The following is an 18,983-nucleotide window of genomic DNA, read 5'->3' on the forward strand; positions in this document are numbered from 1 at the left end:
GTGTGGTGAGGGTGATGGCTCGGTCTCGTCGTCAATCGCAGTTAGCCGCGTTGCTGCTTTTCGAGGTTGTCGAGGAAGCCAGCCAGGTCACCCGAGATCATCGTCTGGGTGAGGTTCGTCCAAGAAGCAGACTGCGCAGCACCGTTGAACTGGTTCTGAGCAACATCGACGCCGCCGACGGCATCAACGATGTCGAGAATCTGGCCTGCGCCAGTGCTCCCGGTCACGCCAACAACATCAACGTCGGTGCGGTTCGGAAACTGGCTTGCTTCCTTCAGCAGAATGGTTTGACCCTCAGCGGATGCCATGGTCTCGATGAGCTTCAGAGCAGCCTCGGGATTCGCCGACTTTGCGCTAACTCCGTACATCAAGACCGGGTTGAAGAACTGACCCTGAAGGGTTGTTCCGGCAACCTTGGGTGCGTTGAAGACTCCATAGGCGTCGGTACCGAGTTTGTCGTCCCACACCTTCCAGTTGATTGCGTTAGAAACAAGCCCTGGGACCATCGCGACCTTGCCTGCAGCAAAGTCTGCTTCGACATCCGTGAACTTCTTGCCGGCGTAGTCGTCGTTCCAGCAGTCAGCGTTGTAGGAGTCGAGCAGTGGCTGCAACGATTCCAGGAAGCGGTCGTCGTTGAGGGCGATGTCTCCCGAGCGAACAGCGTTCACGTCGTCGGTGGAGAAGAACTGCGGGGAGAGTGACGACCAGGCCCACCAGAGGATGAACGAGTCGCTTCCCGACATTCCGATCGGGGAGATACCTTCGGCCTTGAAGGCGTCACACGTTGCGAGCATGTCGTCCCACGTTGCCGGTGGCGTTTCGGGGTCGAGCCCAACCTGCTCAAAGAGCGCCTTGTTGTAGTACCAAACGACGCCCTGGGCGCCAACCGGAACGCCCGCGAATACGGAGTCGTCGGCGACATCCTTGACGGTGGCGGACCATCCACTGAGAAGATCAGCGTCGGCGAATTGGTCTTTGCTGAGGTCGGCTACCGAGCTGAACAGTGACTCAAAGTTGGCACCGGGCAGCATTTCGACAACGTCGCCCAGTTTTCCTGCTCGAGCCTTTGTTGTTGCGGATGCCAAGAACTGATCGAAGGGAACTCGATCCTGTTCTGCCTCGATTCCGTTTTGTTCTGTGAACAGCGCAATGATGTCGTTCATTGCCTTGCCTTGGCCCTGAGTTGTGTCAGCGTCTCCGCTGGTGAGAAGGGTGATGGGGCCGTCGGCCGACCCTGTGCTGTCGCCACCGGCGCAGCCTGCGAGCAGTGCGCCGACACCGATTGCCGCAGCAATCGAGAGCCCACGTCGTTTCGTAAATATCTGTGACACTGGTCTTACCTCCATAGTGTGATTGTGATGTGCTTCCTTGCCCACCTTGGGGTCGTGCGGGGATGGTCTTGCGATCAACCCATGGGGTAGGGGGCGGTCTGAGATTCAGTCCTTGACCGCCCCCGATATGGCCCCTGCTTGCAGCCATCTCTGTCCTACGACAAAGAGCAATAACACCGGGGCAGTGCCCACGAGCATGGCGGCCGCCGTGAGCGGTCCCCCGGTGCGGAACTGTGACGAAAACTGCGCGATCGCAACAGCGACAGTTGGCGTGTCCCCTGAGGGAAGCAACAGCAGAGCAAGTAGCAGCTCACTCCACTGCAAGAAGCACGTGAGGATGAATGCGGTTGCTAGAGCGGGACGAGCCATGGGCAGTGCAATGGAGACGAATTGCCGGATCGGGCCAGCGCCATCCACATCTCCCGCTTCGAAAACTTCAGACGGCAATTGTGAGAAGAACGAGCGCATGAAGACGGTTGCCCATGCCGAGAACATGACCCCGTAAACGACTCCAAGCCAGACGAGCGAGTCGAGCATTCCCCACACTTGGAGGAGTTCGAACATGGGGATGACGAGGGCTGCAGCAGGCAGGAACATTGCCCCGGTCGTCAATGCAATGGTGAGCCGGCGGCCCATGAATTGATAGCGCGCTAGGGCGAATCCGGTGCAGGCAGCGAGGGCGACCGCGAGTGTTGCCCCGACCCCGACGGTGATCGTGGAGTGCAGGATTGCTTGAGCCATCCCGCCGGTGACCCACACGGTAGTCAGGTTCTCGAAGGTCCAGGTGCCGCCGAAGTTGGCCGGTTCACCCACGTATTCCGCGGTGGGCTTGAGTGCTACCCGCACCACCCACAGGATCGGGCCAAGTACGACGACGAGAGCGACGGCGACAATAACGGTCTCGAACCAGTTGTTTTTCTTCATGACTAGTTCCACTCCTCCGTCTTGCGGATGCGTCGCATTCCCGCCTGGATGAGCACAATTAGCGCGATAAACACGAGGCTGACAACGGCGATCGCGGCTCCGCGCCCCAGCGTTGATCCCTGATTGAGCGTGGCATAGATCGCATAGTCGAGAGTGGTTGATGCCACACCGGGGCCGCCCTGGGTGAGCCCATAGATCCAGGGGAAGAATCCGGTGACCGTGGAGATCGTGAGCAGCAGGATCCAGAAACGCGTGATGGGCCGAAGCGCCGGGCGGTAGATGTGCCAGATCATCTGCCAGCGGTTCACGCCGTCGAGTTGAGCGGCTTCAATGAAGCTTGGGGAGATTGCGGCGAGCCCGGTGGAGTAAAACAGAACTCCACTTCCGAGTGTTGCCCAGCCGATCACGACCACAACGGTAATGAGCACAAAGTTGGGGTCGGTGAACCAGCCGGGAGCAAGAAATCCCAGTCCCGCCGCGCGAAGGCCGGAGTTGACCGGGCCTTCGTCGGCGAGAACGATGCGAAAGACACCACCGACGATGATGGGTGGGAGCATCGCGGGAATGTAAAGGATCGCGCGAATGGTTGAAGCAGCCTTCATAGGAAAGACCGCGATGGCCATCACGAAGGGCACAAGCACCCAAACCACGACGCCGCCAACGAGGAGGAGGTTGTTGAGGAGGATGCGGTAGAAATCTGGCCAGGTTGCCAAGAAGATGAAGTTGTCGAGCCCGACGTTGATGGGCTCGGAGAGGCCGTCGTATTGAGTCGTGGAGTAATAGAGGACAGCGCAAAGGGGCCAGAAGATGAACGCCAAGATGAGCAGCAGTTGGGGCAGGACGAAAGCTTGACCGGGGCTGGTCACTTTCGATCGGGTGCGCGTCTTTGCTGCCATTCGTGGATTTCCTCGGGAGTTCGCAATTGGGCTTTCGTTGAGAGCGTAAGTTGGTTACATTCGTCCTGTCAACGTTTCTGGAAAGGTTACCGGTTTTGATGAACCTCTTCTCGCATCCTCTCGCCACACCGTCGTGGGAGATGGAACAAGCTGCCCCGATGCGGCTCCATACGCGCTCACTGTGGAGCGTCCCGACAGAGCACGAAGTAGGCGCCCCGGCTGAGCGAATCATTCACCAGCGGGCGATTTTTACGAACAAACCAGCGACCTTTAACCGCCTCTCGGTGGCCCAAGCTCCCGGCTATCACAAGTGTGCGAGCGGTCAAGAAATCGATGCTGCCCTCGACGTAGTGGTCTTCACTGCCGACGGCGAAAACGAGTGGCGTGAAGTAGGCCACTTGCGGTCCACCGCCGAAGAGGTTCTCGCGAATGGAGCCAGCCTTGACCTCGGCGGGCTCGAAGCCAGCTCCCTCGTAGCTCAAGTGCGGCGCGCAGCGACCGATGAATGGTGGCCGGGCTGGAACCTTGCGTCCACCGGCATGATTCTCGAGGGTGAAACCAACAACCAGTGGGAACCTGACAACGAAGGCAGCCTCACCGTTGCTGCAATCGACCTCACCGGCCAATCGGCCGGCGTCAGCGCGCGAACAACTCAGACCGAATTGCGATTCACGACAGACCACCTGCAGGTCGGCTTTCGCCTCACCTCCCCCGCCTGGTCGTACCTCGCTCTCGATGCTGATGGCGACGGAAAGACCCACGTCAACCTGCTGCAGATGCCCCGCTCGATGGACATCGTGCGCAGCGGCGTTTACCCCTCCGGCGTCTATCCAGTGCTGCGCGACCAAAACGCCGAATACCTTGCTCAGGGGCCGCGATTCACGGCAATCGGCGGCCTCATGCCGCTCGGTTTTCTGCACACTGACTACGTCGGCACCACCACGGTGAACGGGTCAACAGTGCGCTATGAGTTCGTGAGTGACGCCGCATCTCAGCGTTACGTTCTTGAGTTCACCGTCGAAGCAGACCGCATCCGGATGCACGTCGAACGCACCAGCGACACCGAACGCCGCGCCTGGACCAGCTCTGCTTGGCACGTCGCTACGAACAATCGCGTGACTCCATCGTGCGCGCTCGGCCCGCTCGCCTACCGTGGCGAAACCGGGCTCCTCACCGGCGCTGTCGCGTGGCATTTTCCGCGCCACGGCACCCTCAATATTTCGGCGAGCGACGGTGCCCAGTGGAGAAGCGACTCGGTGCGCCCCCTCGACACCAACACGCTTGAACTCAAGGTGGGCGAGATCGCCACCGACTTTGGCGACTACATTCTCCCGGCCGGCAAGCACACGGCAGACATTGAGTTGATCGTAGAGACGCCTGCGCTCGCAACGCTGGCCGAAGACACTCCTGATGCGATTCGCCGGATGCTCGAACGTCACACCCTCACGGCGTTACCGTTCCGCGGCGACACCGCCACCTACTCAAACAATGGTGCCTCGATGCACTGCACGACATCCCTGGCCGATGTCTCCGTCATCGCCGAGCAGCTCGTCGAGACCACCTCCCTGCCCGCAATGGAATGGGTTGGTCGTTCCCTGCAGCGCTGGCTCGACGGCGCACCCAGTTACGGAAGTGGCACCACCTCGCACGGCGACCACCGCCTCGACGACGAGTACGTGCACATGAGCGGCAACACCCTCGGTGCTGCCGCCCGCTTTGCGGCGTGGGAAAAGTCCGGTGATTGGTTTGCTCGCAACCGCACCGTGCTCATTCGTGAACTTGAAGGGATGCTCGCACGCGATGTTGACGGTGACGGCCTAGTCGAGTCAACCCTGCGCATCGGCAATAGTGGCGACCACCAGTGGAGCACTTGCTGGGCAGACGTGCTGTCGTTTGGTTGGAAAGATGCGTGGGCCAACGCTGTGGTCTTCGAAACGTGGACCCTCTGGATCCCGGTGCTCGAAGCACAGGGAGAGAACGAGCTTGCGGCACGAATCGCAGAAAGCCGCAGCAAACTTCAGAGTGTGTACTTCGACACCTTCTACAACCCCGAAACCGGAATTATTGCCGGCTGGCGTTCGAAAGATGGCACCCTGCACGACTACGGCTTCTCACAACTCAACGGCATGGCCTGCATGACAGAGCTGCTGCCCGTCGATAAGGCTCGTGGCGTGATGGAAGCCCTCGTCGCCGCCTGGGAATCAATCGGGCTCGATGACTTTCGCAACGGCATCCCTCTCAACATCTGGCGCATTCCGGAATACGACATCGGTGGCGTGGTGTTCGGCCTGCCGATGGGCAGCTACCAGCAGGGTGGGTATTCCCACCACGGCGCGCGCGTCATCGTCGATGCGCTCGAACGTGTCGGGCTCGCCGAGAAGTCGGCCCAGGTGTTGGAAGACCTCGCGACAACAATTGCTGATGACACCTCGTTCGGCGGGCTTGGCTCCGGCAACGACTGGCGAATGAAAGACGGCACCCCCAGCGGTTATGAAGGCCAGCTTGTTGAAGGCTTCAGCGTTCTCGCTTCGGCACTCAGTCGCTATCGCGTCACCAACTAGCGGGCCCACCCGCTAACCTGCTCACCTACTAACCCGTCAACCGGTCAGGCATCCGGAGGAGTTCAATGAAGAAGATCCGCGTCTCAGTAATTGGTGCAGGCTCGTGGGCGGTTGCTGCCCACCTGCCCTCCCTGAAGTCTCGTGACGATGTTGAACTGGTTGGCGTGTGCCGGTCGAATCTGGATGCCGCCGAACGCATCCGAGACACCTTTGGCTTTGAGTTTGCCTCGGCCGACTATCGCGACGTTCTCGCCCCTGGGGTGGATGCCGTTATTGTCGCGTCACCGTCATCGCTGCACCATGAGCATGCTGCCGCCGCGCTGCGGTCTGGCGCGCATGTTTTGTGCGAGAAGCCGATGACGATTGCGTCGGCGGAGGCGTGGGATCTGGTGGAGATTGCCCGTGAGCACGACCGCGAGCTGTTGATCGCGTTTGGTTGGAACTTCATGGCGATGATCCGCAACGCAAAGGAGATGATCGCCCGGGTGGGCATCGGAGCTTTGGAGCATGTCACCGTGCACATGTCGTCGAGCACTCGCGAACTACTGAGCGGCACAGGCTCTTATCCCGATTCGGCCCCGGATTCTGTGCCCCAGACCGCGACGTGGACTGACCCGCTTGTTTCGGGTGGGGGCTACGGTCAAGCACAATTGAGTCATGCCCTCGGGCTGACCCTCGCCTTGTTTCCCGACCGCATTGTTGCGGCATCCGCCCAGATGTTTGGTGCCGCGACGACCCCGGTCGAGCTGCACGATGCGGCAGTGCTGAACTTTGAGAGTGGGGCGATTGGAGTGCTCTCGGGGGCTTCGGCTCACGCGGGGGCGTGGAAAGATAAGCACGATTTGCAGGTGCGCGCGGTCGGCAGCGAGGGGCAGGCCATGGTTGATGTTCTGCGCGAAGAGGCCTGGATTTATCGGCCAGACAGCGGAGAACATCGCCTCGATCTTTCGCCGGGCGATGGTGCGTATCAGGCAGAAGGTCCAGCCAACGCGCTCATCGAGATAGCCCTCGGGCGCGGAGACAACCCCGCCCCCGGAACGCTTGGCGCCCTCACTGCAGAGGCGCTCGAACTTGTTTACCGAAGTGCCGCCCAGGGCGGGAGCATCGCCCGATGAGCATCCCCACAATTGCGCGCATCGACGCCTACCCCCTGCCGTACCGCGAAACCAACGACCACGACAGCACCCGCTACAGCTGCCTTGTGCGAGTCGAGGATGCCGCTGGCACTGTCGGCTGGGGCGAGGCCGCCACGATCGTGCGCGAGGCTGCAAGCGCGACTGCCGTTCTGGTTCGGGGTTTTGCTGCCGCACTCGCGGGCACCCCGGCGAACCCGGAGTCGGCGAGCGCAACAATGACGGCTCATGCGTGGTGGCACGGCGGTGCGGGGATTGCGAGCTTTGCGGTGTCGGCGATTGATATGGCGCTGTGGGATCTGGTCGGCCGTCGTGAGGGAACCAATCTGGCGGTGCTTCTCGGGGCGGTCTCCGATGCGAGCCTCGACACGATCATCACCTGCCATGCCTCTGTGGAAGATCTGGGCGAGATGACTGCTGAGATGGCTGAGTGGGTGGCGCATCGCGGAGCATCCGGAATCAAAATTGCGTTTGGCAAAACGGGAGCCTCACGTTTGGGCGTGGAACTGGAACGCGATATTGCCTTCATGACTGCGCTTCGCGGTGCGCTGGGCGATGACACCCCCGTCATGATCGATGTGGGTCCCCGCGTTGGCTGGAATGTCGAGCAAGCTCAGGCACGCATCGATACCCTCGCCCCGCTTGGTCTCGCGTGGCTTGAGGAACCGCTCGGGGCTCGAAACCCTGAGGGGTACCGTCAGCTTCACGACAATGCCCGCGGCGTGCTCATTGCCTACGGCGAGCGCGAGTGGAATGTCACCGGGGTGCAGGAGATAGTGAGCACAGGAACGGTGGATGTCGTCGGCATGGATCCGGGGCGCATCGATGGCGTGAGTGGTTTTCGAGCTGCGGCCGCGCTGTGTGGCGCTGCCGGGGTCAAGGCGAATGCTCATGCTTTTGCTGGACCTTTGGTCTACGCCTCATCGCTCGCATTGTCATTAGCGAGTGAGGCGTGCTCCGAGTTCGAGCTTGCTCCGACCCGTAACGAACTGTACGACTTTGTTGGTGCGCCAGAACTTCATTCGAGCGCTGGGCGGCTCTCCGCCCTCACCGAACCCGGTTTGGGTATTGCTGTCGATGGGGATCGTGTTCGCGCCGCGAGCGCGGCATCCGGGTTGTGACCTTAGGCCTAGCGGCTCCAGCTCACGAGTGTCGGCACAACATCTTCGGCGAATCGTTCGTAGTCGTCTGCTGAGTTGTAGGCGTGGGCTGCGAGGCGCAGGTAGCCGGTGCCGCGCCAGTTGGTGATCTGGGTTTCGAATCCGAGTTCGTCGGTGATGCGTTGACGTACGTCGTTTGCTTGGGGGCCGGTTGACCCCAGTGACCCTGGCAGGCGCAGCAGGCGCATTCCGGGGGCGGGCATTCCGACGGCTACGCGTGATTCTTCACCCGATGCCGCATCGAGCGCATCAGCAACTACCTCGGTGGAGTAGTCGAGCAACGACTCGATGTAGGCCCGGATGGCATCCCAACCGATTCGATCCTCGAGACCTGTAATCGCATCTACCGTAGCGAGGTAGGGCGTGTAGTCGAGGGTTCCTTGATGGTCGAAGCGTGAAGGAAACGGCTCGTCCATTCCCCACGAGTCGATAACGGGATACAGGTTCTTAGCGAACCCCTTCTCAGCAACGAGCACTGCGGTTCCTCGAAAACCGCACGCAAACTTGTGCAAATTTCCCACCCAAGCGGATGCCGCGACACCCTCTGCTGGGCGGTTCTTCACGCCGGGGGCGTGGGCTGCATCCACGAGCAGCGGAACTCCGTGCTTGGCGGCGAGTTCTGCGAGGGGCGCCACCGGAAACTCGCGTGCCGTTGAGGAACTTGAGGCGTCAATGACGAGACCAGCTGGTTTCTTGGCGAGGGCTTTGCCGAGCTTGGCGAGCACCTCATCCGCTGACGCATCCAGTTCGATGGGCACGGTGCGCACTTTTGCGCCGCGCTCGCGCGCTTCGCGCTTCGCCGAAAATGCGACGGCACCGTAGGTGTGGTCGGTGACGAGAATCTCGTCGCCAGCACTCAACCCGAGAGCGCGAATGGATGCTGTCATTCCGGCACTGGCGTTGGGCACGAAACCGAAGTGCTCGGCATCCACACCAATGAAGTCGGCTAGGTCCGCTCGGGCCTGCGCAACGCGCGCAGGGGCGGCCATGAACCAGCGTTGGGGGGCGCCTTCGGCCTCTTGCAGGTAGGCCATGCGGCGCAGCTGAGCAAAAACGGGCACCGCACCGAAAGAGCCGTGGTTGATGTGGCGCCAGCGCGTGTTGAGGCTCCAGAGCGCGGCAGCCGGCGACCCGTCTCGCGCCTCTAGTGGCTCGGGGCGGCTCAGCTCTTCCGGCTGCGCGGGCTCAGCGGATCCAACGGGCTCAGCGTCAATAGGGGTTTCGACGTCAGCGGTGGTTTCGACGTCAGCGATGGTTTCGACGTCAACCGAAGTTTCGGGCTTCTTAGGTGCCATAGTGCCCATTCAACCCCACGGCACCAGCGATTCACACTCTTTGCGTTCGGGCGCGGCGACGACGGAGCAATCCTGTGGTGATTGCGACGCCGAGAAGCAGCATCACGCCGCCGCCTGCCTCGGCAAGAGTGGGGACCTCGCCCAAAACTATCCACGCGGTGACCATCCCGACGATTGGCACGAGCATTGTGAACGGCACTACGGCAGATGCGGAATGACGCGCGAGCAAGGTATTCCAGATTCCGTAACCCACGAGGCTCGCAAGCCAAGCCGTATACGCCGTCGACAGCAGTTGCGGAACTGTGAGGTGAGTGAGGGCGAAGCCCACAGCATTCGCACCGTTGAGTGCAAGGGCGAGCAGCACCATGGGCACGGGAACCACAAGCGCCGACCAGACAGTGAGTGACAGTCCTGCCAGCCGTGACGGCGTTGCGCCATCTCGCCCGATTCGACGGGCAATGACATTGCCGATTGCCCAAGAGGCGGCTGCGGCAATCGTCACCATAAAGGCCAGCGCTGGCGTGTCTACCCCGCGCCCGCTACCGACGACGACGAGGCCGAATGCTCCGAGGCTCACCCCGACGAGTTGGCTGCGAGTGGGGATTTCGTGCAGTGCGAGCGCCGCAAATACCACGGTGAGAACGACCTGTGCTTGTAGAACGAGCGAGGCTAAGCCCGCAGGCATACCGATCGCGAGCGCCGTGTAGAGAAGGCCAAACTGGCCAAGGCTCATGAAGAGTCCGACGAGCACAACGTCGCGAAAGCGTGCTGTTGGTCGCGGCACGAAGAAGATGGCGGGCACAATGACGGCGGCGAAACGGATAGCGACGAAGAGTGCAGGCGGCATGTCTTCAAGCCCGAGGTCAATGACCACAAAGTTCAGCCCCCAGATAATGGCGACAAGAACAGCAGCAAGCGCGGAACGAAGGGGCATGGTTCGAGTCTGCTTCTCTCAACCATGTAACACCAGCGCACGATTTTGCATGTTACCCAGTGGGTTTGTTACATAATGGCGTAATGATCGATCTCGCTGCCGTCGACGCTCTGATTGCCGTCTCCCGCACGGGGACGGTGCACGCGGCTGCCGCCGGTCTTGGCATTACTCCCTCTGCGGTGTCACAACAAATCAAGCGCCTTGAGCGCGACCTTGGCGCACGATTGCTCGATCGTGAGGGTCGCGGGGTCGTACTCACCGCTGCGGGGCGCCGCGTTGTGGATGAAGGCGGGACACTCCGCGAACGTGTCGAAGAGCTCCGTTCGCGGTTGCATGACGCAGGTGCGCGCCCTGCGGGAACCCTCAAGCTTGGGGCCTTCTCTACCGCGGTACGTGGGATGTTGCCGGCGCTCCTCGCGCAGGTCAACGCCGACTACCCGGAGCTTCGCGTTACTGTAACCGAACTCGAACCGTGGGATGCGATCGCTGCCGTTGCCGCTGGCACCCTCGACCTTGCGCTTGTGCACCATTGGGAAGGCGTAGGGATGACGCTTCCCCCGAGCCTCTGCAGCGAAGAATTGTTTCGCGACGTCGCTGACGTTCTAGTTCACAAAGATGATCCGCTCACTCTCAACGCGTTCGTGACACCGGGGGATGTGCGGGATCACACCTGGGCGTGTACGCCGGATGGCACCATTTGTTACGAGTGGTTTTGCCACATGTATCGCGGTGATCCCCACCCGCCACGCATCGACTATCGCTGCTTAGAGTTCGCTTCTCAAGTGGAACTCGTTGCGGCAGGCGTCGCTGTTGCTCTCGTGCCTCGACTCGGGCGCGGACGCCTTCCTGATGGTGTTGTGGCGATCCCGCTGCGCGAACCTGTGCCCACTCGACCGATCTCGCTCATCTGGCGAGCGACGATGACAGAGGCACCTGCCGTGCGCGCGATCCACACACTACTGAGGGCGCCCGCAATCGCGGAAAACGTCTAACAAACGGCTAGCGGGCGAAGCTTCCGCTCAGTCGCACAGCGCCACCGTTGACACCCTTGGCGCCCTGTTCGAAGCCCGAAAGATCATGGGCGGCCATCGAAACACGACCAACTTCCCACGAGGGGATGCCGTCGGCGGTCAGGGCGGCGATCGTTGCGTCGGCGGCGTCTGCAGCCACAATCGCGATCATGCCGATGCCGAGGTTCCAGGTTCCTTCAGCACTCTCGAGGCTGGATCCAGCCAGGTCAGAGAGCACCCGGAAAACGGCGGGCGGCGACCAGGTCGAACGTTCAACTTCGACCCACGAACCGACAGGAAGCACGCGAGCAAGGTTGGCGGCGATTCCGCCACCGGTGACATGACTGAGCGAGTGCACGGCACCCGGCTGCGCATCGAGCAGGTTAAGCAGCGGCATTGTGTAGAGGCGGGTGGGCTCGAGGAGCACTTCACCCACGACTCCACCGAGCTCGTCAAGACGGTCGGTGTAGCTGATCTTGTTGTTGGCCAAAATGTGGCGCACGAGAGAGAAACCGTTGGAGTGGATGCCGGATGATTCCATCGCGATCACGACATCGCCATCCGCAACAAGGTGCGGGCCCAGCTGGGCATCCGCTTCAACAACGCCAGTGGCAGCACCGGCAACGTCGTAGTCGTCTGGACCAAGAAGGCCGGGGTGTTCTGCTGTTTCGCCGCCCACCAGCGCAGTGCCGGTAGCCGAGCATCCACGCGCAATACCGGCAACGATGTCGGCGATACGAGACGGTACAACTTTGCCGCACGCAATGTAGTCGGTCATGAAAAGAGGCTTCGCACCAACAACAATGATGTCGTCAACGACCATGCCCACGAGGTCCTGACCGATGGTGTCGTGCTTATCGATCGCCTGAGCGATTGCGACCTTCGTGCCAACGCCATCCGTTGATGTCGCCATCAGGGGGTGCTTGTAATCCTTGAGGAACGCAACGTCATAGAGACCAGCGAATCCGCCGAATCCTCCGACCACATTGGGCCCATGAGTGGCACTGACGGCCGCCTTCATGAGTTCGACGGCACGGTCACCAGCGGCGGTATCAACACCGGCTGCGGCATAACTGGAGGAAGAGTTCTCGGTCACGGCTCAAGCGTACCGGCAGCTCGCACCCGCCCGCCCGCCCGCCCAGCTGAAAGCAGTCTCTCTAGGGTGTGAGAAACTAGACCGTACTCACACCGGGTACGGTCTCTTCGACCTCAGGGAGCCACGCGAAAGCATGTGCGGCATTGTCGGTATCGTCTCTTCTCAGCCCGTCAACCAGCAGGTCTATGACGCACTGTTGCTATTGCAACACCGCGGCCAAGACTCCACAGGGATAGCCACTGCCGACGGCAGCACCCTGCACTTGCAGAAAGCCAACGGCCAAGTTCGTGAGGCCTACCGCACTCGCGACATGCGCAACCTTGTCGGAACCTCCGGCCTCGGTCACGTGCGCTACGCCACCAAAGGCAATGCCTTTAACGAGAATGAAGCCCAGCCGTTCTACGTGAACGCGCCCTACGGCATCATCCTTGTTCACAACGGCAACCTCACCAATACGCAGCAGCTCACTGACGAACTATTCCGCATTGACCGCCGCCACCTCAACACCACGAGTGACACTGAACTGCTCGTCAACGTGTTGGCTAATGAACTTCAAGAGCAGGTTTCGGGCAACGACCTCGATCCCGAGCAGGTCTTCACCGCTATCTCCCGCGTGCACGACCGCGTCGAGGGCTCCTATGCCGCGATCGCCCTGATCGCTGGTCACGGCTTGCTCGCCTTCCGCGACCCGTACGGCATCCGCCCGCTCGTTTTGGGTCGCCGCCAGACCGGACTTGTCGGAAACGAATGGATCGTGGCATCCGAATCTCTCGTACTCGAGAGTGCTGGCTACGAACTGGTTCGGGATGTTGCCCCCGGTGAAGCAATCTTCATCACGCCCGATGGCGAAATGTTCTCCAAGCAGTGCGCCAAAGCACCGGTGCTGATTCCGTGTTCGTTCGAATACGTTTACCTCGCGCGCCCCGACTCGATCATGAACGGCATCTCCGTTTATGAAGCTCGACTGCGTTTGGGCAACAAGCTGGCAGACACCATTGCCAAGTACACCCCCATGGGCGACATCGACGTTGTCATGCCGATTCCTGACTCCTCACGGCCGGCTGCCATGCAGGTGGCGCAGAAGCTCGGTGTTGAATACCGCGAAGGTTTTTACAAGAACCGCTACGTTGGCCGCACCTTCATCATGCCCGGCCAGGCCGAACGCAAGAAGAGCGTCAAGCAGAAGCTGAACGCGATGAGCAGCGAATTTAAGGGCAAGAACATTTTGATCGTGGATGACTCGATCGTGCGCGGGACCACCTCTAAGGAGATCGTGCAGATGGCTCGCGAAGCCGGCGCCAACAAGGTCACCTTCACGTCAGCAGCACCGCCCGTGCGCTTCCCACACGTCTATGGCATCAACATGCCGAGCCGCGCCGAGCTCATCGGTCACGGTCGCAAGATTCCCGAAATCGCGATGGAACTCGGCGCCGATGCCCTCATCTACCAAGAGGTAGCCGACATGCAGGCTGCGATCATCGAAGGCTCAGACGTAACGGCGCTCGAAATGAGCTGCTTCACCGGTGAGTACATCTCCGGCAACATCACGCCCGAGTACCTCGACTGGCTCGAGAAAAGCCAACTGAGCTAGCTAGGCTGCGGCACAAACTGCCCTGAGGTAGACACCCGCTGAGCTAGTTCTCGAGAGTGCCTTCGTAGGATTCTGGCTCGACTGTTTCGTGTTCGACGGTCGCTGCGCGCGAGCGACGAATCGAGGCGCGGTCGAGCGCGAGGGCAACAAGGGCGCCCACCGCTACGCCGGCCGGAATTCCGAACAGGCTGAAGTAGCCAAAGAGTGCGCCAAACCCGACATTGGGGTCGACGGGGAATGACATGGTGAGGATGAACGTCACGATCGCACCGACGCCACCGCCGATGATGAGGAAGGGGCCGTACTTGGGGGCGCGTCGAATCAGAACGTCACCCGATTCGACAGCACTAACGAGCGCAGGCTCGCGCACTTCGGTCACCCCAGGCAGCTGCTCAACGGCATGCTCAGGCTGCTGCGGTTCGGATGCCGCGGGCTCGTGTTCTGGCGTAATACTCACGGCACTATTCTCTCCCACACAACTGGGAGGTATTCGCTGAGGTCGGCACGCGACCCCGAGGCACTGATATCGCCGGAGTCGAGGGCTTCGGCCCACTCTCGTGTTCCCGTGGCTAGGGCAATCCAGGTTTCGGCATTCATTTCGACCACGTTGGGCGGGGTGCCACGCGTGTGGTTGGGGCCTTCGATCGCTTGAACCGCGCCGTATGGGGGAACCCGCACCTCGACGGAGTTGCCTTCGGCATCGCGCCCGAGAACTTGCAGGAGATATCTCACTGCGGTGGCGGTCGCATCGCGATCTGCTCTACCGTCTTTGACCATTCGGATGCTTGCTTCGCCAGCAATTGCGGCAATCTTCAGCTGTGCCATACCTAAACGCTAGCAAGGAACACTGAACGCTTGGTTAGGCTGTGCTTGTGCGAATTCTTGTTCTTGGATCCGGTGCCCGCGAGCACGCCATAGTTACGTCTCTTCTCAGTGAGGAGGAGGCGCACGAAATCACGGCTGCGCCCGGCAACGCCGGCATTGCGGCTGTTGTTGAAACTGTCGCGCTCGACCCGACTCGGGGAAGCGTTGTTACCGAATACGCCCTCGACAATGACATCGAACTCGTCATCATCGGGCCAGAGGCTCCTCTCGTTGAGGGCGTCGCTGATGATCTTCGCCGCCGAGGCATTGCCGTGTTCGGCCCGGGCAAGGCTGCCGCAGCCCTTGAAGGCAGCAAGACTTTTGCGAAGCGCATCATGGATGCCGCCAATGTCCCTACCGGCCGCGCCCACCGCGCCGGCTCGATCGATGAAGCCATTGAGGCTCTCGACGAATTCGGTGCTCCTTATGTCGTGAAGGCTGACGGCCTCGCTGCCGGCAAGGGCGTTCTCGTTACCGGCGAGCGCAATGCGGCCGTCGATCATGCCAAGCATTGGCTCACCTATGGCAGCGTGCTCGTTGAGGAGTATCTCGCTGGCGAAGAGGTTTCCCTCTTCTTATTGAGCGATGGCCACAGCGTTGTTCCGCTGTCTCCCGCGCAGGATTACAAGCGTGCTTATGACGGCGACGACGGACCAAATACGGGCGGCATGGGCGCGTATTCTCCGCTCAACTGGCTCCCCGAGGGCTTCGTTGATGAAGTGATTGACACCATTGCACTGCCCACGATCCGTCAGCTCGCTGAGGAGCAAACACCCTTCATCGGGCTGCTCTACTGCGGCCTCATTGTCACCAAGGACGGCATCCGCGTTATTGAGTTCAACGCTCGCTTCGGTGACCCCGAGACGCAGGTTGTTCTGCCCCGTTTGGTCACCCCGCTCAGCTCGCTGCTTTACGCCGCAGCAACTGGCGGCCTTGCCGACCACGCAGCGCCCGTCTTCAGCGACGACGTTACTGTGACGGTTGTGCTCGCGAGCGAGGGCTACCCCGAGAACCCCAAGATCGGTCGCCCGATTATCGGGTTGGATGCCGCACTCGCCGTTCCCGGAATCACCATCGCCCACGCTGCGACCGCCAAAAAGGGTGACGAGTTTGTCGCCACCGGCGGACGCGTGCTCAGCGTTGTCGCGACCGGCGAGACCTTCGCCGTCGCCCGCGAACGTGCCTACGAAGCTCTCGGACACATTCACCTCGAGGGCTCACACTTCCGCAGCGATATCGCTTTGCGCGTCGCGAAGTGAGTGACGCTGTGAACGATGCGGCTGGGGCGGATGCTGCTGCGGTGAGCGCCTGGACGCTAACGTATTCCGGCAAAGTTCGTGACCTGTATGTGCGCGCCGACGAGCCACAGCTTGTGCTCATGGTTGCCAGTGATCGGGTGAGTGCGTTTGACCATGTGCTGGAGCCGGGCATCCCGAGCAAGGGCGCTTTGCTGACGCAACTGAGCAAGTGGTGGTTCGAGCAGTTGGCTGATATGCCGAACCATTTGGCGGATGCTGCTGCTGTGGAGGCTCCCGCTGAACTGGCTGACCGGTCGATGATTGTGAAGCGGCTCGAGATGTATCCGGTGGAGTGTGTCGTTCGCGGCTACCTGTCGGGCAGTGGCTGGTTGGAGTATCAGGAATCACAAAGCGTGTGCGGCATTGCGCTGCCTGCTGGTTTGAGCGATGGCGACCGCTTGCCCGAACCGATTTACACTCCGGCGTGGAAAGCGCCGATGGGTGAGCACGACGAGAACATCAGCTTTGAGCGCACCATTGAACTCGTGGGTTCGGAGGTTGCGACTGCGCTTCGGGATGCTTCGCTCGACATTTTTGCGCGGGCTTCAGCTATCGCTGAGACGCGTGGGGTGATTCTCGCTGACACCAAGTTCGAATTCGGGGCCGACCCGGAGACCGGTGCTCTCGTGCTGGCCGACGAAGTTCTGACGAGCGACTCAAGTCGCTACTGGGATGCCGAACTCTACGCCGCCGGAGGACCTGGTCGTCTGGCGAGCTTTGACAAGCAGATCGTGCGCAACTGGCTTTCCGCCCACTGGGACAAGCAGGGCGTTCCGCCCGAGCTGCCCACCGACATCGTGGAGCAGACCGCTGCGCGGTATCGCGAGCTGATTGAGCGGCTTACGGCGTAGTCGACTCAGCGCGGCAGATGTAAGACACTGCCCTTAATGACTCTCCTCACAGGTTTTCCACAACGCCTACCAGCTGTTTACCGTCCGTGGTAAGTTTTGTCTATCACGATCAGCCCGCTCGCCTTTCGGCTCGGGCTGATTTTCTTTAACTAGGGAAGCTCGTGGCTAAATACACAAAGAAGTGGCTCTCGATCGACGGTCAGCTCGACAAACTCGAGTCTCATGGTGTCACTATTCTGGATCGGCAGGCGGGGTATCAGTTGCTCAGCGCGGTGGGCTATTACCGCGTCACGGGCTATCTGTATCCGCTTCGCGAATCCGAGAGTTACGTGGATGAACACGGCCGTCCACGAGTGCGCGTTCTCAACGAATACCGGACCGGCACGACACTCGAGTACGCCGCTGAGTTGATTAACTTTGATCGCGAGCTTCGCATGCTGGTGCTTGACGGCATCGAACGGATCGAAATCTCCCTGAGAACCCGTCTCGCTTATACGCTCGGGCGCAACTCCGCATTCGCCCATCTAGATCCCACCTGTTTCGTAAGCTCATTCACTGAACCAAAGGTTGACCAGGCAGCGGGAGCGCCCTTGCTCAGTCCGCACCAAGAATGGTTAGAAAAAGTCGACGAGCGTCGCGCGGACTCCCGCGAAGCGTTCGTGGCGCATTTCCGTGAAAACTACAACGACACAATGCCCATCTGGGCGCTCACGGAGATTCTCGAGTTGGGGCAAGTCAATCGTCTATACAACGGCCTCAACAATTCGATCGCCACCGAGATAGCCGACTACTACAAAGTCCCAACTAAGAAAATGATGCACAGCTGGATTTCGAGCCTCAACTACGTGCGCAACCTGTCGGCGCACCATGCTCGGCTCTTCAATCGCAAACTCGTCGCGGCACCCGCTCGCCCGAGTCGCGTTCAAGTGCCGTTGCTCGGGCACATGAAAGACCAAGATTCAGCCAAGCAGACTTTCGGCATCTACAACGCCTTGGCAGTCATGACGTATCTCCTGCGCACCGTGGATGCCAATAGCGGATGGGCCGAACGCCTTGTAAATTTGATCGATTCGTTTCCAACAGAGAACCAGCTCGGGGTTGAGTCGATGGGATTCCCAGAAGCTTGGTTTGCGCTGTCACTTTGGGAGCCTGAAGGTGAGCCACTCATGCCGCTCAATTAGGAAGTAATCTTCAGCTATGGGTCGGCTGCTCCGACTCGCTGATCGGGGGATCATGAACCGGGCAACGTGGATCGAAGGCTTTGTGCTGATTGGCGGCGCGATCCTTAGTCGTCGTACTGCTGAACGGTCGCGAGGCACAGGACAGCCGTAGCCTGTGAGATGGGTCAACGTACTAGTGCACTCCATAGTGCCCCCGGAATTACGAGTTGTGAACGGACCATTCCCCCAACCTCGGGGACTCTAGTTGTAGCCGTAGGTGAAGAGCCCGGCGTAGCGGAACCAGTCGCCCAACAGCGGGGTGTGGAGCCGAACATCCACATGCTGCTGTCCGTCTGCCCACGATTCGTCGACCGTAACGGTGGCAAGCGCGGGAATGCGGAGGCGGAGGCCAGCCAGATGCAGCCACTGGCGATCGGAGCGCAACTGCATGCGGCCATCGGTGACGGTGAGTGTCATGCGCACTTCGTAGCCACCGCGTCGCCCCAAGAAGTCGTGCAGGTGACCGTCGACAACGCGCATCATGTCCTGCAGCGGACGATCGCGGCCCGGAAAGTGGAAGGTGCGCACCGCGCCGAGACCACCATCCGCGGTCGGGGTGTTGACGACATCGAAGGGTACGTTGCGCGCGTACTCCGGGAAGAGGATGCGCTGCCACGCCATAAACGCCAGCACCGGTTTCAGGATGCGCAGCGGCGACCCCGCCACGTCGAAGACTCCGCTGCCAACGCCGACTCGTTGCCCGCCGTCGAAGTAGGGGCGAAGCTCGGGGGCCAGCAGGTCGAGTTCAGCGCCGAGCACGCGCCGGTAGACCGACTCGTTCACGATTGCGCCTGTTGACGGCTGGGGTTCGACCACCCG

The 18,983-nt window shown here is 60.8% G+C and carries 18 protein-coding genes; 9 read left to right on the plus strand and 9 right to left on the minus strand.

The window, feature by feature from the left end:
* Positions 1 to 41: 41 nt before the first annotated feature.
* The 3 genes from AC061P_RS12760 to AC061P_RS12770 form a co-directional block, all read right to left on the minus strand.
* A complete protein-coding gene (locus AC061P_RS12760; protein WP_480391370.1) occupies positions 42 to 1,331 on the minus strand; it encodes an ABC transporter substrate-binding protein in 1,290 nt (429 codons plus the stop codon).
* A gap of 105 nt (positions 1,332 to 1,436) precedes the next feature.
* On the minus strand, positions 1,437 to 2,255 hold the full coding sequence (locus AC061P_RS12765; protein WP_480391371.1) for a carbohydrate ABC transporter permease: 819 nt from the start codon (positions 2,253 to 2,255) through the stop codon (positions 1,437 to 1,439).
* Between the two features lie 2 nt (positions 2,256 to 2,257).
* On the minus strand, positions 2,258 to 3,151 hold the full coding sequence (locus AC061P_RS12770; RefSeq protein WP_009773313.1) for a carbohydrate ABC transporter permease: 894 nt from the start codon (positions 3,149 to 3,151) through the stop codon (positions 2,258 to 2,260).
* Between the two features lie 95 nt (positions 3,152 to 3,246).
* On the opposite strand from AC061P_RS12770, the gene AC061P_RS12775 reads away from it, so the two are divergent.
* The 3 genes from AC061P_RS12775 (at position 3,247) to AC061P_RS12785 (ending at position 7,966) form a co-directional block, all read left to right on the plus strand.
* Positions 3,247 to 5,712 carry a glucosidase family protein gene (locus tag AC061P_RS12775; protein ID WP_480391372.1) on the plus strand — a complete coding sequence of 822 codons (2,466 nt, stop codon included), beginning with the start codon at positions 3,247 to 3,249 and terminating at the stop codon, positions 5,710 to 5,712.
* A gap of 65 nt (positions 5,713 to 5,777) precedes the next feature.
* Positions 5,778 to 6,827 (plus strand): Gfo/Idh/MocA family protein, encoded by a 1,050-nt coding sequence (locus AC061P_RS12780; RefSeq protein ID WP_480391373.1) that lies wholly within the window; start codon positions 5,778 to 5,780, stop codon positions 6,825 to 6,827.
* Complete coding sequence (locus AC061P_RS12785) at positions 6,824 to 7,966, plus strand: enolase C-terminal domain-like protein (RefSeq protein ID WP_480391374.1); 1,143 nt, start codon at positions 6,824 to 6,826, stop codon at positions 7,964 to 7,966. Before AC061P_RS12780 ends, AC061P_RS12785 begins: the two co-directional genes overlap by 4 nt.
* A gap of 8 nt (positions 7,967 to 7,974) precedes the next feature.
* Here the strand turns inward: AC061P_RS12785 and AC061P_RS12790 are convergent, their stop codons facing one another.
* Positions 7,975 to 9,300 (minus strand): aminotransferase class V-fold PLP-dependent enzyme, encoded by a 1,326-nt coding sequence (locus AC061P_RS12790; RefSeq protein ID WP_480391375.1) that lies wholly within the window; start codon positions 9,298 to 9,300, stop codon positions 7,975 to 7,977.
* 31 nt (positions 9,301 to 9,331) lie between these two features.
* Positions 9,332 to 10,234, minus strand: a complete 903-nt coding sequence (locus AC061P_RS12795; RefSeq protein ID WP_449647623.1) for an EamA family transporter — start codon at positions 10,232 to 10,234, stop codon at positions 9,332 to 9,334.
* A gap of 83 nt (positions 10,235 to 10,317) precedes the next feature.
* Between AC061P_RS12795 and AC061P_RS12800 the strand changes: the two genes are divergently transcribed.
* Positions 10,318 to 11,226 carry a LysR family transcriptional regulator gene (locus tag AC061P_RS12800; RefSeq protein ID WP_480391376.1) on the plus strand — a complete coding sequence of 303 codons (909 nt, stop codon included), beginning with the start codon at positions 10,318 to 10,320 and terminating at the stop codon, positions 11,224 to 11,226.
* Positions 11,227 to 11,233: 7 nt separating this feature from the next.
* On the opposite strand, the gene purM is transcribed toward AC061P_RS12800, so the two are convergent.
* Positions 11,234 to 12,340 (minus strand): phosphoribosylformylglycinamidine cyclo-ligase, encoded by a 1,107-nt coding sequence (gene purM, locus AC061P_RS12805; protein ID WP_449647625.1) that lies wholly within the window; start codon positions 12,338 to 12,340, stop codon positions 11,234 to 11,236.
* Positions 12,341 to 12,473: 133 nt separating this feature from the next.
* Here purM and purF point away from each other — a divergent pair, with 133 nt between their 5' ends.
* Positions 12,474 to 13,931: an amidophosphoribosyltransferase gene (gene purF, locus AC061P_RS12810; RefSeq protein ID WP_449647626.1), complete on the plus strand. Its 1,458-nt coding sequence runs from the start codon at positions 12,474 to 12,476 to the stop codon at positions 13,929 to 13,931.
* A gap of 43 nt (positions 13,932 to 13,974) precedes the next feature.
* On the opposite strand, the gene AC061P_RS12815 is transcribed toward purF, so the two are convergent.
* Together AC061P_RS12815 and AC061P_RS12820 are read right to left on the minus strand one after the other, a co-directional pair.
* Complete coding sequence (locus AC061P_RS12815; protein WP_480391377.1) at positions 13,975 to 14,388, minus strand: hypothetical protein; 414 nt, start codon at positions 14,386 to 14,388, stop codon at positions 13,975 to 13,977.
* Complete coding sequence (locus AC061P_RS12820; protein ID WP_449647630.1) at positions 14,385 to 14,756, minus strand: sterol carrier family protein; 372 nt, start codon at positions 14,754 to 14,756, stop codon at positions 14,385 to 14,387. Before AC061P_RS12820 ends, AC061P_RS12815 begins: the two co-directional genes overlap by 4 nt.
* Before the next feature lie 47 nt (positions 14,757 to 14,803).
* Between AC061P_RS12820 and purD the strand changes: the two genes are divergently transcribed.
* The 4 genes from purD (at position 14,804) to AC061P_RS12840 (ending at position 18,276) form a co-directional block, all read left to right on the plus strand.
* Entirely contained in the window at positions 14,804 to 16,054 is a 1,251-nt protein-coding gene (gene purD / locus AC061P_RS12825) for a phosphoribosylamine--glycine ligase (protein ID WP_480391378.1), read from the plus strand.
* Positions 16,051 to 16,944 carry a phosphoribosylaminoimidazolesuccinocarboxamide synthase gene (locus AC061P_RS12830; RefSeq protein ID WP_480391379.1) on the plus strand — a complete coding sequence of 298 codons (894 nt, stop codon included), beginning with the start codon at positions 16,051 to 16,053 and terminating at the stop codon, positions 16,942 to 16,944. The genes purD and AC061P_RS12830 overlap by 4 nt, the downstream gene beginning before the upstream one ends.
* Positions 16,945 to 17,105: 161 nt before the next feature.
* Entirely contained in the window at positions 17,106 to 18,125 is a 1,020-nt protein-coding gene (locus AC061P_RS12835; RefSeq protein WP_480391380.1) for an Abi family protein, read from the plus strand.
* A gap of 16 nt (positions 18,126 to 18,141) precedes the next feature.
* Positions 18,142 to 18,276 carry a hypothetical protein gene (locus AC061P_RS12840; RefSeq protein WP_449647634.1) on the plus strand — a complete coding sequence of 45 codons (135 nt, stop codon included), beginning with the start codon at positions 18,142 to 18,144 and terminating at the stop codon, positions 18,274 to 18,276.
* 89 nt (positions 18,277 to 18,365) lie between these two features.
* Here AC061P_RS12840 and AC061P_RS12845 read toward each other — a convergent pair whose 3' ends face one another.
* The gene (locus AC061P_RS12845; protein WP_449647635.1) at positions 18,366 to 18,980 is read right to left on the minus strand and encodes a DUF4166 domain-containing protein; all 615 of its coding nucleotides are present in this window, start codon (positions 18,978 to 18,980) and stop codon (positions 18,366 to 18,368) included.
* Positions 18,981 to 18,983: the final 3 nt, after the last annotated feature.

This window comes from Rhodoglobus sp. G.S.4 (assembly GCF_056619605.1).

Coding starts and splice junctions, on each gene's coding strand:
- AC061P_RS12765 (WP_480391371.1), bottom strand. CDS start 2,255: ATGAAGAAAAACAACTGGTTCGAGACCGTTATTGTCGCCGTCGCTCTC.
- AC061P_RS12770 (WP_009773313.1), bottom strand. CDS start 3,151: ATGGCAGCAAAGACGCGCACCCGATCGAAAGTGACCAGCCCCGGTCAA.
- AC061P_RS12780 (WP_480391373.1), top strand. CDS start 5,778: ATGAAGAAGATCCGCGTCTCAGTAATTGGTGCAGGCTCGTGGGCGGTT.
- AC061P_RS12785 (WP_480391374.1), top strand. CDS start 6,824: ATGAGCATCCCCACAATTGCGCGCATCGACGCCTACCCCCTGCCGTAC.
- AC061P_RS12790 (WP_480391375.1), bottom strand. CDS start 9,300: ATGGCACCTAAGAAGCCCGAAACTTCGGTTGACGTCGAAACCATCGCT.
- AC061P_RS12795 (WP_449647623.1), bottom strand. CDS start 10,234: ATGCCCCTTCGTTCCGCGCTTGCTGCTGTTCTTGTCGCCATTATCTGG.
- AC061P_RS12800 (WP_480391376.1), top strand. CDS start 10,318: ATGATCGATCTCGCTGCCGTCGACGCTCTGATTGCCGTCTCCCGCACG.
- purF (WP_449647626.1), top strand. CDS start 12,474: ATGTGCGGCATTGTCGGTATCGTCTCTTCTCAGCCCGTCAACCAGCAG.
- AC061P_RS12820 (WP_449647630.1), bottom strand. CDS start 14,756: ATGGCACAGCTGAAGATTGCCGCAATTGCTGGCGAAGCAAGCATCCGA.
- AC061P_RS12840 (WP_449647634.1), top strand. CDS start 18,142: ATGGGTCGGCTGCTCCGACTCGCTGATCGGGGGATCATGAACCGGGCA.